We start from the raw sequence: 15,130 nt of genomic DNA on the forward strand, positions 1-15,130 counted from the left end.
CGTTAGTAAAAAACAAATGACATAGACACCTTAGCGGCTTCCCGCAAGGTAGGATAAATGACTAATGACAAATAATAAAATAGTGATAAATTTTAACCCATGACAATGGGAAAACGAACTCAAGCCACAGCACTGGAAGTCCGGTTGCTGCGGGAAGGTATTATTGAATCGAGGCATATAGTCCAGGCTGTTGTATGCGACGAACGAGGACGGGTTCTAACTGTTGCCGGCAACTCAGAAACAGCTGCGTTTGTCCGTTCAGCGCTCAAACCATTTCAAGCACTCGCCGTCACAGCTACAGGTACACTAGAACGCTACGATCTTAATGATCGCGACTTGGCAATTATCACGAGTTCCCACAAAGGAACGATAGAGCAAGTCCGACAGGTGTTTAACATCCTTTGGCGAGCCGATCTTGACCCTTCAGTACTCCAATGTCCAATTCCTGAAGGCAAGCGGAGTCCTCTAGAATACAATTGCTCTGGGAAACATGCGGGAATGCTAGCCGTTTGTCAACAACGCCATTGGCCTTTAAATAACTACTTGGAACGCAAGCACCCAATACAGCAGTTAATTTTAGGCAAAGTATCAGAGTTACTGCGAATGCCAGCGGAAGAATTTATCAGCGCTCATGATGATTGTGGCGCACCAACTTATCTGATGCAACTCGGTCACATGGCGTCTTTATATGCTCTGCTAGCTTCTAGTACCAATTTAGATATGGAGCGTATTGTCCGTGCAATGACTCATCACCCAGCTATGGTGGCAGGTGATGGAGAATTTGATACGGAATTGATGCGCTTAACTCCAGGAGAACTAGTAAGTAAAGCTGGTGCCGAAGGAGTGCAGTGCATTGGTAGACTTGGTGAGGGTATGGGATTGGCGATTAAAGTCATGGATGGGGCAAAAAGGGCAAAATATGCCGTTGCTATCCACTTGCTCCAGCAGATGGGCTGGATTAGTCCTAGTGCGGCAGAAAGCTTGTCAGAAAAGTTTATGACTTTAGGAAAATACAAGCGTTTAGAAGTTATTGGTGAATTATCGTTTTTGTAGTTGCCAAACTTTTGACTTTGGGTTAAACTAGAAAAGTAAACAAACGACGCGGGATAGAGCAGCCTGGTAGCTCGTCGGGCTCATAACCCGAAGGTCAGTGGTTCAAATCCACTTCCCGCCACCAAATAAAAGATCAAACAAATCCCTCCAACCTTTACAGATTGGAGGATTTTGTTTTATTTTGATCTATTCTGAAGTAGGAACCTTCCAAAAAGCGCGGAGAAACATGGTTGTGAAGTTGCAGCGACCAATTTTAGTAGGAGGACTGGGACTGTCCTTTTTCCTGTGGATGCTAGAAAATTGGCATCATTCAATAGTGCAGCTGGGTGAATTTAGTTTATTAGGCACCTTAGCTGTTGGCGGTGGTTTGTGGTTATTACAGCAAAATCGCCCGAAAGGCAGTTTAGAACAGCTAAATGGTATGCTTGTGGATCGGTCAACCGTGGAAAGTGCGATCGCTAAAGCTGAAGCTGTAATTAACCAACTGGCAAAGGAAGCAGAAAAACATACAGCCTTAGAGACACTGCGAGAACAAGTTGCCCAATTGCTGTTGGAGTTAGACAGGCAAGAAATTAAACTGGCTGTTACTGGCGGGAAATCCGTGGGTAAGAGCACTTTAATTCAGGTGCTATCTAACTGGCAAGAAAATCAGCCAAGAGTCAAATTCCAAGAGACAGCATCTTTGTTTACAGAAGTGGGTGACAAGTCGGATGCAGATGTTCTGGCAGAAGTGGCAAAATCAGATTTTGTTCTGTTTTTGACAAACGGTGATTTGACAGACTCAGAATTTCAAAGTCTCCAGCAGATAAAGGCAGCAAATCAGCCCACAATCTTAGTTTTTAACAAACAAGACCAGTATTTAGTAGATGAACGCGCCAGCATCTTGCTGTCATTAAAACAGCGGATACAAGAAAATGTCGTTGCAACTGCGGCCTCTCCCATTCCCATGAAAGTACGGAAGCATGAGGTTGATGGTTCTGTGCAAGAGTGGCTGGAGCAACCAGCGCCAGATATCCAGCAGTTGACACAGCAATTAGGCGAAGTTTTAGCACAGCAAGGACAACGCCTAGTGTGGGTAACTACCATGAGAAAAGCCAGATTGCTAAAAGCTGAGGCGAAAAACTGGCTGAATGGAACCAGACGCGATCGCGCCACCCCAGTTATAGAACAATATCAGTGGATAGCTGCTGCTGCTGCCTTTGCTAACCCAGTCCCAGCACTTGACATCTTGGCAACTGCGGCAATTAATGCCCAAATGGTAATGGATTTAGGCAATATATATCAGCAGAAATTTTCCCTAGAACAGGCGCAAGCTGTAGCTGGAACAATGGGAAGTTTAATGCTGAAACTCGGTTTAGTGGAACTTTCTACAAAGGCTGTTGGTACTGTCCTTAAAAGTAACGCTGTCACCTTTGTTGCTGGTGGCGTAGTGCAGGGAGTAAGTGCCGCTTATCTAACCAGAGTAGCAGGCTTAAGTTTAATCGAGTATTTTCAACAACAGGAAGTAGCTATAGATTCGGGAAATGCTTTGAATTTGGACAAGTTGCGGCAAACTTTGCAAAAAGTATTTCAGCAAAATCAGCAGATGGCTTTTTTACAAGGGTTTGTTAAGCAAGGCGTAAAGCGTTTGTTACCGGAAGCACAGCAGGTTGAACTCGTTAGTGCTGAGAAAACGGTTGGATAATCTCGCGCAAAGGCGCTAAGTTTTTCTTAGCGCCTTTTGTGTGTGAAGTTGGAAATCAGTTTGGAAGTAATGACTAGTGTTCGCCCTTGTATATTCTCCTTTTTTGCTGGCTCAGGTTTTTTAGATTTAGGTTTTGAAACCTGCGGTTTTAAAATTGTTTATGTCAATGAAATTTTTTCCCCATTCATGGCAGTGTACCGCTATTCACGGGAGGTTCTCAACCTAACATTGCCAGAATACGGATACCATGACGGAGAAGCAGGAGACGTAACCAAACTTATTGAAGGTCTACAAGCACAACGTCTCTGGGAATTAGTACAAGACTGCCGTAAGTCTAATAATATTGTGGGCTTTATTGGTGGCCCTCCCTGTCCTGATTTTTCTATTGGTGGAAAAAACAGAGGACGTTTAGGAGATAATGGCAAACTTTCTGCTTCCTATATTGAATTAATTTGCCGGAATCTTCCAGATTTCTTTTTATTTGAGAATGTTAAAGGTTTATGGAGGACAAAAAAACATCGTCTGTTTTTTGAATCGTTAAACCAACAGTTACAGCAAGCAGGCTATATATTAACAGAGCGATTAATTAATGCTATTGAATTTGGTGTACCCCAGGATAGAGACAGAATTATTCTTGTTGGCTTCCACAATGATTTTATCAAGAACATAGGAATAGAAATTGATAGTGACCAATTTCTACGTGAAGGAGCTTTCCCCTGGGAAAATAATATTTTATATCCTCAAGAAAAAGTTTTTGCTTATCCTTGGCATAGATGCGAACCTTTTAAAGAAAATTCCATAGTGCCTTGTCCTGATAACATACCTCTAGAACTAACTGTTGAATATTGGTTTAGAAAAAATGATGTGACAAAACATCCTAATGCTAAACATTATTTTCAACCAAGGGCAGGTATCACGAAATTTGCTGCTGTTGATGAAGGAGATGATTCTAAAAAATCTTTTAAACGTCTTCACAGATGGCGTTACTCTCCGACAGCTTGCTATGGAAATAATGAAGTACATTTGCATCCCTACAAAATCCGCCGAATTTCTGTAGCGGAAGCTTTAGCCATACAATCTTTACCTGCAAATTTTGTGCTTCCAGAAAATATGTCACTAACAAATATGTTTAAAACTATTGGTAATGGCGTGCCATACTTGGCATCAAGAGCGTTAGCTAAAACTGTTTTTGACTTTTTAGTAACTAAAGAATGGCATTTTGAAGAGGAAATCAAGCAATTGGAGCTACCACTCACTTTTAGTTAAATTGTTGTAGAACTTAACTAATGTTGAATAGCTGCTGCAACTAACGGCACTAAATCTGCTTTTCTTGTGTATGGATATGTACCATCTACCAGCTTAAAATTTTGTTCCAGTGCCACACCATGAGGGGCAACTGCTGTACTAAATATAGTTCTATCAGCAGGCGTTAACTCACTGACAACCATGTAATATTTCCAACTTTGCTGTAATACATAACCAATTGCTTTAATCATAGCTGCTTCAAACAAAGGCTGATAACGACGATCTGGACGATTTGAAGTTTTGAGGGAAACTGCTGCTTTGACTTCTTCTATATGTAATTTTCCTTTTAAAAAATTATACAGTACTAAACTTTCTGGATCTCTTGTTTGTTGCTGTAAAAGTGACTTAATGATGTTTGAATATACATGATTTTCAATAATAACAATAATATAGTTTGGGCTAGGCATAAAAATTTTGTCTTTAACAGGTTGTATTTTCGCTAAAGCATTATTTACATTAGCAAAATTATCCTTGGTGAATAAGTTTAAAAAATTTGAATATGCTTCATCTACTCCTTCTATTTGTAACCTTGAATTTGGCATAGAAAAAGCCGCAATACATACCCCAGTTTCTTGATTAATCTCAAAGATAATTTCAGACAATAAACTAGTTGCTATTAACTCGTTCCATCCTCCTATCGCTTTATTGAGAGCGCCAACTTGGGGATTTTGTGAGTACTTTTCTCTAAAAGCTTTAATTGTTTCGTTTTCATCCAGTCTAAAATTTCACTAACCGATAAGTTTTGAGCTAGTTTAATCACTATCTCAGAAGATAAATTTCTGTATATACTTCTGCTATTGATACGGAATTTACCATTTGATATTTCTGTAAACCATGTCCTATCACTAGGCATTTTCTTATTTTTTCAGATAAGGTGCAGGGAGATTTTATAACAGGTAAAGATTATTACCAAGGATATTTCTCCTTCCTAACCTTACTGCTGCCTAATGTCAACTTAAATACCTACACTTATTTAGAGACATCTGCAAAGCCGATATACGAGATCAAGTCAGCAGACTGTTTTCAGGATAAACTCGTAATAAATGTGGTTTAATATATATATATAAGAAATGTTTTAATTTTTTATAAATTAATAATCAATCACTGGCAGAAGACACGATGGCAGCAGACTATCCAGAAATTGATATTGCGCCATTTATTGATCACGCCCTGTTAACGCCAACAGCTACCCCAGAGCAGGTTGAGCAATGGTGTGAAGAAGCATACAGATTTAATTTTGCGGCGGTTTGTGTGTACCCCGCCTATGTGAAGCAAGCAGTCGAGCTTCTGCACGGCAAAGAACCGAAAGTATGTACAGTTATTGGTTTTCCTGCGGGTGCGACGACTTCAGCCGTCAAGCTGTATGAAGCTCAAGAAGCTGCGGATAGTGGAGCCACTGAGTTAGATGTGATGATCAATCTGGGCTGGTTGAAAGCTGGCAAAACAGAAGAAGTCCACCGGGAGATTGCCGAAATTTGCGAAGCGACTGGGCAAACTATTAAAGTAATTTTAGAAACCAACCTGCTGACAGATGCAGAGAAAAAACTGGCAGCTGAAATATCTATGGAAGCGGGGGCAGCATTCTTAAAAACCAGTACAGGTTGGAATGGTGGAGCTACCGTTGCAGATGTAAAACTTTTGAAGGAAGTAGCAAAAGAAAGGGTAGGCATTAAAGCATCAGGTGGGATTCGCACCGTTAATCAAGCCCTGGACTTAATCTTAGCGGGCGCTACTAGATTAGGCACATCTCGTGGTATCGATTTGATCCGTCAGCGCGATAATCTGGAAGAGAGTGGATAATCATTTGTCTTTTGTTCTCTATCCTACTCTAGCTTTCTCCTGCAAAGACGCTATTGTACGCGGGTAATAGTAAGCCACTCTTTGAATATCTATGTAATTTGTTCTTCGTCCTAAACCTAATGACTAATGACTGATGCCCCTTACGGATGACGCTCGTTCCGAAGCTCGTGATGCTCGATGACTCGCTACTGCTGTGCGCTAAGAGTGCCCCGCTTTTCTACGAGAGGCTGTGCGCCCTAAGCGTAGCTATGCCGCAGGCTTTACGAGACGCTACGCAAACACTAACGCCAGTCACCTGGGTTGCGAAAACGCCACTTGCTAAGAGCGAACAAGCCGGGAAACTTCAGAGTTCTGTTCGCCCTTGGAGGAAAGCGGAGCCATTAACGGAAGCCGCTGTTCCGACTTCTCTTTGCAATACTGGACTGGACCACCGCGCTGGCTCACTAATGACTAATAACTCATGAGTAGAACCTATAAAGCAACTGGAATTAATCTCAAAACCCAGGCGCTAGGAGAATCGGATAAAATAGTGACGATTTTGACACGAGAATTTGGTCTGATTCGAGCAGTTGCTCCTGGGGCACGTAAGCACAACTCCAGCCTTGGTGGTAGGAGTGAGATGTTTGTGGTAAATGAACTATTAATTGCCAAAGGGCGATCGCTCGATAAAATTACTCAGGCACAGACGTTAAAAACTTATCCAGGTCTAGCTAAAGACTTAGGAAAACTGGCTGCTAGCCAGTATTTAGCAGAAATAGTTTTATGCCAAGCCTTGAGCGAGCAACCCCAGGAAGAACTCTATGAGATACTTAATGAACATCTCAGCCGCTTGGAAACATTGCCCAAGACGGAAGTATATAGTATCTTGGCTTACTTAGTTCATGCGGTATTTCACCTTTTAGCTTTGGCAGGATTAACGCCTCAAGTACAAGTCTGTTGCCTAACTCAGCGCCCCATAACGCCAGACTTTACAGACCCTAACTGGCAGGTAGGATTTAGCATCGCTGCCGGTGGAACGGTTTGCTTAGAAAACTGGGAACGATCACGAAAAGAGGGAGAAGGTGAAACAAGGAGACACAGAAATTCATCTTTTCCTCAACTACTCAATCACTCCACTACCTCATCGCTTTCAAAACCTGCCTACCAAACAGTTGTTGTCCATCGACAAGAAATACCTGTGATTTCTTGTCGTTTGGGTGCCACAGAACTGGCAATGCTCCAACATCTGTCGCAACCAGAGATAATGCAGATGGATGCAGCCAAAGATTATGGCTGGTTATCTGTTGAGCAGATTTTGCGCCAGTATACTCAGTATCATTTAGGTCGCCCTATTCGCTCTGCTACCTTAATCGACTCTTATTTTGCTGCCAACCATGATGCAACCATCTGATTTGGATCAAAAAATCCTGCCTTTGTCACCCAGCTACGCCAAAAAACAGAATAGAGCATCAGATCCTACCGTAACCAATCGCCTGAGTGCCGTTCCCAAGTCAACACCCAGTCAAATCAATAGCCAAGAAATATCTCCAAAAGACGTTTCTAAAAACGATAAAAACTGGGCGACAGAAATACCTAAAACTGATGTTCCGAGTCAATCAGAAAAACAATCTGATGAGCGATTAGATACTGCTGAGACAGGTAGCAATGGGCAAATACCAGTAACAACTACCCCAGAACAAGAACCACCGAAATTAGATCGGTCTGGTTCCGGTGGAAAAGCCTCATCAGGGAATGTAAAACATTTAGGGTTTTTACCCGTATTGAGAAATCCCAATTTCCTGGCTCTTTGGGGTGGTCAAGTTTTTTGCCAACTTGCTGATAAAGTGTATTTGGTACTGATGATTGGCTTGATTCATGGTCAGTTTCAAACAGGCAATCAGAGTATTAGTGGTTGGGTGTCAGCATTAATGATGGCTTTTACCATTCCCGCTGTGCTGTTTGGTTCTGTTGCTGGTGTGTTCGTAGACCGCTGGTCGAAAAAAGCTGTGCTGGTGGCAACAAATGCTTGGCGTGGCATCCTGGTTTTAGCAATTCCTTTCCTATTATGGTTGACTCATGATTGGAAACCCATAGGAATGTTACCAGTCGGTTTTGGCATCATCTTGGGTGTGACTTTTTTAGTTTCCACACTGACACAGTTTTTTGCGCCAGCAGAACAGGCGGCAATTCCCTTAGTAGTAGAAGAACAGCATTTACTCTCTGCTAACTCCCTTTACACAACGACAATGATGGCATCGGTGATTGTCGGCTTTGCTGTGGGAGAACCGCTATTGGCGATCGCTGATCAAATTTGGCTGCAACTCGGTGGTAATGGTGGACTGGGTAAAGAACTTTTGGTAGGTGGCAGTTATGCGATCGCGGGACTAATTTTGTTTCTCTTGGCAACTAAGGAAAAACCTCATGCTCCCGAAACAGAATTCCCTCACGTATTCTCTGATCTGCGAGACGGTTTTAGCTACCTCAAAGCAAATTATCGTGTCCGCAATGCCTTGCTTCAGCTAATTATCTTATTTTCTGTTTTTGCAGCATTAACTGTTCTTGCCGTTCGGATGGCAGAAATAATTCCTAACTTGAAAGCCTCCCAGTTCGGCTTTTTACTAGCAGCTGGCGGCGTTGGAATTGCTGCTGGAGCAGCAATTCTTGGTCAATTTGGACAACGCTTCTCCTATAGCCAATTAAGTCTGTGTGGTTGTTTGGGTATGGCAGCATCTCTGATTGGTCTATCAATATTTACAACGCATCTTTGGGTAGTCCTGCTATTGGTGGCCCTGGTGGGTATCTTTGGAGCACTAATTGGTATTCCCATGCAAACCGCTATCCAAACAGAAACTCCGGCAGAAATGCGTGGCAAAGTATTTGGTCTGCAAAATAATGTGATTAATATTGCCCTATCCTTACCTTTAGCATTAGCAGGTATAGCAGAAACTTTTGTGGGATTACAGGCCGTTTTTCTGGGATTAGCTGCGATCGTCTTTTCAGGAGGTATATTAACCTGGCATAACTCAAAAGAATAGTTATCAGCTAACAAGAATTATTATTCATTACCTTTTTACTTAAAGATTTTGTGTTCATGGTAAACTTAGGTGAATAATAATTTATCGCATACTTGCTGGGAATTAATCTGACGTTAGCCAGAATAAGTTGTTTATATGTATAAAATGAACAACTTATAAGTAAAGTAAATAAAGCCGTAAGTCCATTAGTTTAAACATCTGAAAAATCAGATTTTTGAGCTAACGTGTGGCAGTAATTTATCATAACTAAAAAACTAGCAAGTACAGCATGATAAAAAAAGACAAAAAAAACACATAAAACTGAATAGATAAAACTCGCTTTTCTTATAGCTAATAAAGAATGCGTATAGCCTGGATTGGAAAAAAATCACCCTTTTGCGGTAATGTCACCTACAGTCGAGAAATTACAAATGCCTTGCTAGACCGGGGACATCAAGTTAGCTTTCTTCACTTCGCTCAAGAAGAATCGGAACCAGACAACTGGCCAAACTTTCAGGAAGTTTCCCTACCCTTCATTTACAAGTCCCAGGTTTACACAATTCCTACTTTTAAAGCGACCAAAGTTTTAACCCAGTCGCTACGGCAAATCAAGCCGGATGTAGTTCATGCTTCCTTGACCCTATCTCCTCTTGATTTTGTTTTACCAGAAATATGTGAACAACTGAGTTTGCCCCTAATTGCCACTTTTCACACACCATTTGCTGGCAAGGGGGCAAAACTGATTTCGGGGACACAACTTTTAGCTTATCAACTCTACGCGCCTTTTTTGGTTAACTATGATCGCGTGATTGTATTTTCCCAAATTCAGCGAGAATTATTAGCACGTATGGGTGTACGGGAAGAAAATATCGCCGTAATTCCCAACGGTGTTGATACCAGCAAGTATTCTCCCGGAACTTCTAAAGTCAAAGCAGAATTTAAAGCCGAACGCTTGTTTGTCTATCAGGGTCGCATAGCCCCAGAGAAAAATATCGAAGCCCTCCTCCGGGCTTGGAAGCAGTCAGAAATGGGGACTGATAGTAAGTTGCTAATTGTTGGCGATGGCCCTTTGAAACCTTCTTTAGAACCATTTTATGGTTGGGAATATGGCATTATCTGGCTGGGATTTGTTGCTAATGAAGACCGACGCATCGAAATTTTGCGGGGCGCAGATGTATTTATTTTGCCTTCATTGGTAGAGGGTCTGTCCCTCTCTTTATTAGAGGCAATGGCATGTGGACTAGCTTGTTTAGCAACAGATGTAGGTGCAGATGGAGAAGTATTGGAAAAAGAGGCAGGTATAGTTCTTAATACTAAGACAGTGCGATCGCAATTAAGAACCCTCTTACCAGTTTGCCAAGACCATCCTGAGTTAACAACACTACTAGGGCAAAAAGCTAGACAGCGCGTATTAGACCGTTATACCCTCAGTAAGAATGTTACTCAGTTGGAAGAACTTTATAAAGAAGTTTTAACACAGCGTCCTCTACCTCTAAGTCGCAGAGCTTAAAAAAAGTAAGAACTATTTTTGGTATCAAAGCGATAGATGTTCATTACAAGCACAGATCAAGACTCAGAATTTTGTAAAAACCATCCCAAACTTGTTGGCTGTTCATAAACCCGTTTCAGGGTGTTCACATCTCTGGGAGAAATAGGCGGGGGGTTGCGAACTTGGGAAAAATATAAGGCATCAGTTTGTAGCGGACTATGGCCCCAAATTCCCAGTGCATGACCGAATTCGTGGCGAACAGCAGCGGTGAGATAGTTACCAGTCTGGCTAGGACTCAACATTATTGTGAAGCGGTGGGATAAAATTTTGTTGTTGCTAGTGTACAACTCGTAAGTAGTTTGTGCAGAACGCGCACGGGGAACATTGTCGCCACGGGAAATCTGAAGAGGTGGCGCTTTTCGTACAATCTTAATGTCAGCAAGTTCTGGCTGTTCGACTACTGTCAAAGGCAAATAAGCGCTCCATTCCTGTACAGCTTGCAAGACACTGTTAACCCATGCTTGAGCCTGTTTTTTGCTAACAGTTTTTGGTAGCTCTACGTAAACTCGAATAGGAAATTGCGACCAAACTAAATAACCTACTTGGGTTTTTGTGACTTGGGAAAAGTAGTCACCGCTGTTTGTCTTATCTTGCCACTGCGCTAGTGTGGGTGGGAGAGGATGAGGGAGAAAGGAGGAGAGAGAAAAAGAAGTTCTGGATTTTAAATCATATAAAGATGATTTTGTCAAAGCATTAGTCAATTGGAGATTAGCCAAAATGAGTAGCAGCCCTGTGCCAATAGCTAAGGCAAGAGCTGCTAGTAACCGCCGTTTAATTAAATTTTTGAGGGTGTTAGGTTTTGGGCATTGAGTTCTTCCCATTTCCCTATTTCCCTTTTCTTATTTAGGTAGCCAACCGGCACTCAAAACGACTGTTAAACCAAGGAAAATAACTGTCAGTGCCCAAGTAACTCGGTTCAATGTATTTTCTGCGCTCTTGGTGCTGCTAAATAACTGGGCTTGTCCGCCAATAGCTCCAATACCATCACCTTTGGGGCTATGTAGTAACACTAAGACAATTAAACCTATGGCGGAAAATGCCCAAATGCCTTGCACGATATTAGTAACTGTCATGGTAGCAATCTCATTTATAAAAAGTTTCAAAACGGAGGAGTTAGGAGTTAGAAAAGCCTTGATTTGTGATTCTTAACTTTTAACTCCTAACTATTTCTACAGCCCGACTTGTGCGGGAGTGCGAGTACGTTGCAAGTCATATTCTGCTGATAAAAGCAGCGATCGCCCTGTCATCTCCGGTGGCTGAGGTAATTGTAAAATCTCCAGAATCGTGGGGGCAATGTCGGATAGCTTGCCATCGCTTCGCAGTTCGACATTAGTAGCATGTCCGGGGATTTTGACTTTCTCGCCTTCCACCAGAATTAAGGGAACTGGGTTGGTGGTGTGAGCTGTCCAGGGATTACCCTTATCATCTAGCATATACTCTGCGTTGCCGTGGTCAGCAGTAATAATTGTTGTACCACCGACTTTACCAATGCTCTCGACGAGACGACCCAGACAGCGATCCACTGTTTCAATTGCCGTAATCGTAGCTTCGATTTGACCAGTATGCCCTACCATGTCTGGGTTGGCATAGTTAATCACAACTAAAGAGTAGATACCTTTTTGAATCGCGGCGATCGCTACATCTGTAACTGCTTGTGCTGACATTGCCGGGGCTTTGTCGTAAGTCGCTACCATTGGACTGCTGACTAGTTCTCGATCTTCTCCGACAAAGGGTTCCTCTAGACCGCCATTGAAGAAATAGGTCACATGGGCGTATTTTTCGGTTTCGGCGGTGCGGAACTGCTTAAGATCGTGATTGGCTATGACTTCCCCCAGAATGTTACTCAGATTTTGAGGCTCAAAAGCTACAGCCACAGGTAAGTCTGAATCGTACTGAGTAAATGTGACAAACGACAGCGGTGTGATTTGCTGTCTTTCAAAGGCATTAAAGTTAGAACTGACCAAAGCTTGAGTCAGTTGTCTGGCGCGATCGGGGCGGAAGTTGAAAAATATTACCCCATCTCCTGGTTCTATTGCACCAGGAGCAATTCGGGCTGGAAGGACAAACTCATCATTTACCCCTTCGGCGTAAGATGCTTGCAAGACTTCCAAAGCCTTTCGACCATCACCTGCACCATCTTGTGTCATCACGTCATAGGCGCGTTTGACCCGATCCCAGCGGTGATCGCGATCCATCGCGTAGTAGCGACCGCTGAGGGTAACTATGCGCCCAATTCCTGTGCGGTCTATATAGTCTTGCAGCAGAGTTATTGCTTTTACACCATCTTTTGGGGCGGTGTCACGACCATCAGTAATGGCGTGGATACAAACTTCTGAAATTCGCTGGTTTTTGGCTAAATCTAGTAGTCCGAATAAATGGGTAATGTGTGAATGTACTCCACCTTCAGAACAAAGTCCTACTAAATGCAGCTTGCTATTTCGAGAGCGAACTTCCTGACAAATTTTGACAAGTGCTGGGTTTAAGGCAATAGAACCGTCTTCGACCGCATCTGAGATGCGTACCAATTCTTGCGGTACCACTCGCCCAGCGCCAATGTTCAAATGACCAACTTCCGAGTTGCCCATTTGTCCTTCTGGCAACCCCACGGCTTTTCCTGATGTGCAGATGAGGGTGTGCGGGTAAGCTGCCCATAAGCTTTCCACAATTGGAGTTTTAGCCGCGACAATAGCGTTTCCTCGCGTCTCCTCGCAGTAGCCCCATCCGTCTAAAATGACTAGCACCACAGGAGCAACAGGTGCTTTGGTCATAGTAAAATTGCCCTTTACTTTTTGTAATACCCGAATGATACCATTGCTAATCCCTGCCGCAAGTGAATTTCTGCTTATTAACTTCTTTTATGAAGGGCTTGCAGTTTTTTTAGATATTTTTTAAAATTTAGTAATTTTTTTATATTATTTGCGATCGCTAATAATTCAGTGATTACTAAGTAGTAGCGCATCAGCGCTACTACTTACCTATTTTCCCGTTACTTATTTGCGTTTCGTGCCAGATTTCGCAGCTTTTGCAGCTTTCTTAGCTGCTTTTTCGGCATCTATCGCGGCTAACTTTGCTTGTTCTTTTTCTTCGGCAATTTTCTGGAGATAGTAATGATAATCTCCTAAGTAGACGCGGAATTCGCCATCACGAATTTCTACGATTTTGTTAGCTACCTTAGAGATAAAATAACGGTCATGGGAAACGACAATTGCCGTACCATCATAGTTTTGTAGAGCTTCTTCCAACATCTCTTTAGCTGGAATATCCAAGTGGTTTGTCGGCTCATCTAAAATTAGTAAGTTCGCCGGACGTAAGAGCATTTTTGCCAATGCTAGACGAGCTTTTTCGCCCCCACTTAATGCCCCAACTGCTTTAAATACGGTGTCACCAGTAAATAAAAACCGTCCTAAAAGCGTGCGGACTTCTTCATTTTTCCAGTCAGGAACTTCATCATGGATAGTCTCCATAACAGTTCTCTTCAAATCCAAAGCTTCAGCTTGATTTTGCTCAAAATAACCAGGAATAACGTTGTGATCGCCTAATTGGACGATACCTTCTGTGGCTTTTTCCATACCCATGATTACGCGCAGAAGTGTAGATTTTCCAGCGCCATTGGGGCCAAGAAAAGCAATGCGATCACCTCTTTCAATCAGGAGATTCGCACCCAAAAACAAAATTTTATCACCATAAACATGAGTTAAGTCTTTAATTTCTACTACTTCGCGTCCACTGCGGGGTGCAGGGGGAAAGCGGAAATGTAAAGTTCTTACCCCAGCTATAGGTGCTTCGATGCGTTCGACTTTTTCCAGTTGCTTTTCCCGGCTTTTTGCCTGAGTACTGCGGGTAGCACTGGCGCGAAATCTGTCAACAAAAGTTTGCTGCTTTTCTAGTTCTTTTTGCTGGCGTTCGTAGGCGCTAAGTTGTGCTGATTGATTTTCGGCTTTTTGTTGTAAATACGCCGAGTAATTGCCAAGATAAGTAGCGGAAACACCACGTTCAGTTTCCACAATTTGGGTGCAAAGGCGGTCAAGAAATTCCCGGTCATGGGAGACTATTACCATTGGGGTAATTAGCCCTTTGAGGTAATTTTCTAACCACTCAATGGTTTCTAAATCCAGGTGGTTAGTAGGCTCGTCCAGCAGCAATAAATCGGGTTTTTGCAGGAGGATTTTACCCAAACTCATCCGCATCTGCCAACCACCACTAAAGGCGCTGACGAGGCGATCGCCATCTTCTAGCCCAAACCCCATCTCTGGTAAGATTTTGCCAATTCGTGTGTCTAGGCTGTAGCCATCCAAGGCTTCAAATTGGCGCTGTAAACGATCCAACTTGTCAATTAATTTATCTAGTTCCTCTGGGGTAGCCGTTTCCATGTCACGCTGCACCTGCGCCAGAGATAACTGCACTTGGTTCGCTTCTTTGAAGACTATCCAAAATTCTTCTCTGACAGTGCGGCTAGGGTCTACTTCAAACTCTTGGTTGAGGTAGGCTATGTGTAAGCTGGCAGGACGAATAATTTCGCCAGCAGTGGGTTCAATTTCCCCAGTGATGATTTTGAGTTGGGTTGATTTTCCAGCACCGTTGACGCCGACTAAGCCAATGCGATCGCCTGGTTTAACTTCCCAGTTGATATCTTTGAGAACTTCGCCGGTGGGGTATATTTTATTGATATGTTCTAGTCGCAGCATCAAGTTTCTCTCAGGTAGGGAGTGGGGAATGGTAGTTGGGAGGAAGTGCTAACGCCGTGTC

Annotated in this window: 12 protein-coding genes, 1 tRNA gene and 1 pseudogene; 9 read left to right on the top strand and 5 right to left on the bottom strand. The window is 42.8% G+C overall.

From position 1 onward, the window contains the following. The first annotated feature begins 99 nt into the window (after nt 1–99). The 4 genes from HCR01_RS25620 to HCR01_RS25635 all read left to right on the top strand — a co-directional run bounded on the left by HCR01_RS25620 (nt 100) and on the right by HCR01_RS25635 (nt 4,003). Nucleotides 100–1,053, top strand: coding sequence for an asparaginase (locus HCR01_RS25620; RefSeq protein ID WP_193198896.1), 954 nt, complete (start codon nt 100–102; stop codon nt 1,051–1,053). Between the two features lie 47 nt (nt 1,054–1,100). Next, a tRNA-Met gene (locus tag HCR01_RS25625) sits at nt 1,101–1,177 on the top strand. 102 nt (nt 1,178–1,279) lie between these two features. Continuing rightward, nucleotides 1,280–2,737: a YcjF family protein gene (locus HCR01_RS25630; protein WP_193198954.1), complete on the top strand. Its 1,458-nt coding sequence runs from the start codon at nt 1,280–1,282 to the stop codon at nt 2,735–2,737. A gap of 69 nt (nt 2,738–2,806) precedes the next feature. Next, nucleotides 2,807–4,003: a DNA cytosine methyltransferase gene (locus tag HCR01_RS25635; protein WP_193198897.1), complete on the top strand. Its 1,197-nt coding sequence runs from the start codon at nt 2,807–2,809 to the stop codon at nt 4,001–4,003. Nucleotides 4,004–4,020: 17 nt separating this feature from the next. Here HCR01_RS25635 and HCR01_RS25640 read toward each other — a convergent pair. Next, nucleotides 4,021–4,895: pseudogene (locus HCR01_RS25640) on the bottom strand (Cfr10I/Bse634I family restriction endonuclease). A gap of 266 nt (nt 4,896–5,161) precedes the next feature. Between HCR01_RS25640 and deoC the strand changes: the two are divergent. The 5 genes from deoC to HCR01_RS25665 all read left to right on the top strand — a co-directional run bounded on the left by deoC (nt 5,162) and on the right by HCR01_RS25665 (nt 10,345). Beyond that, nucleotides 5,162–5,842, top strand: coding sequence for a deoxyribose-phosphate aldolase (deoC, locus tag HCR01_RS25645; protein ID WP_193198898.1), 681 nt, complete (start codon nt 5,162–5,164; stop codon nt 5,840–5,842). Between the two features lie 146 nt (nt 5,843–5,988). After that, nucleotides 5,989–6,306 carry a hypothetical protein gene (locus HCR01_RS25650; RefSeq protein ID WP_193198899.1) on the top strand — a complete coding sequence of 106 codons (318 nt, stop codon included), beginning with the start codon at nt 5,989–5,991 and terminating at the stop codon, nt 6,304–6,306. Then, nucleotides 6,303–7,232: a DNA repair protein RecO gene (gene recO / locus HCR01_RS25655; RefSeq protein ID WP_193198900.1), complete on the top strand. Its 930-nt coding sequence runs from the start codon at nt 6,303–6,305 to the stop codon at nt 7,230–7,232. The genes HCR01_RS25650 and recO overlap by 4 nt, the downstream gene beginning before the upstream one ends. Beyond that, the gene (locus tag HCR01_RS25660) at nt 7,219–8,856 is read left to right on the top strand and encodes an MFS transporter (protein WP_193198955.1); all 1,638 of its coding nucleotides are present in this window, start codon (nt 7,219–7,221) and stop codon (nt 8,854–8,856) included. The genes recO and HCR01_RS25660 overlap by 14 nt, the downstream gene beginning before the upstream one ends. A 340-nt stretch (nt 8,857–9,196) precedes the next feature. Next, nucleotides 9,197–10,345 (top strand): glycosyltransferase family 4 protein, encoded by a 1,149-nt coding sequence (locus tag HCR01_RS25665; protein WP_193198901.1) that lies wholly within the window; start codon nt 9,197–9,199, stop codon nt 10,343–10,345. A 56-nt stretch (nt 10,346–10,401) separates the two neighbouring features. Here the strand turns inward: HCR01_RS25665 and HCR01_RS25670 are convergent, their stop codons facing one another. The 4 genes from HCR01_RS25670 to HCR01_RS25685 all read right to left on the bottom strand — a co-directional run bounded on the left by HCR01_RS25670 (nt 10,402) and on the right by HCR01_RS25685 (nt 15,069). Further along, nucleotides 10,402–11,205, bottom strand: a complete 804-nt coding sequence (locus HCR01_RS25670) for a peptidase (RefSeq protein WP_193198902.1) — start codon at nt 11,203–11,205, stop codon at nt 10,402–10,404. 18 nt (nt 11,206–11,223) lie between these two features. Continuing rightward, nucleotides 11,224–11,457, bottom strand: coding sequence for a preprotein translocase subunit SecG (gene secG / locus HCR01_RS25675; protein WP_162396570.1), 234 nt, complete (start codon nt 11,455–11,457; stop codon nt 11,224–11,226). 96 nt (nt 11,458–11,553) lie between these two features. Continuing rightward, on the bottom strand, nt 11,554–13,152 hold the full coding sequence (gene gpmI / locus HCR01_RS25680) for a 2,3-bisphosphoglycerate-independent phosphoglycerate mutase (RefSeq protein ID WP_193198903.1): 1,599 nt from the start codon (nt 13,150–13,152) through the stop codon (nt 11,554–11,556). 222 nt (nt 13,153–13,374) lie between these two features. Beyond that, nucleotides 13,375–15,069 (bottom strand): ABC-F family ATP-binding cassette domain-containing protein, encoded by a 1,695-nt coding sequence (locus HCR01_RS25685; protein ID WP_193198904.1) that lies wholly within the window; start codon nt 15,067–15,069, stop codon nt 13,375–13,377. Nucleotides 15,070–15,130: the final 61 nt, after the last annotated feature.

The organism is Nostoc sp. MG11 (assembly GCF_014904695.1).
In the GTDB taxonomy this organism is placed as follows: domain Bacteria; phylum Cyanobacteriota; class Cyanobacteriia; order Cyanobacteriales; family Nostocaceae; genus Komarekiella.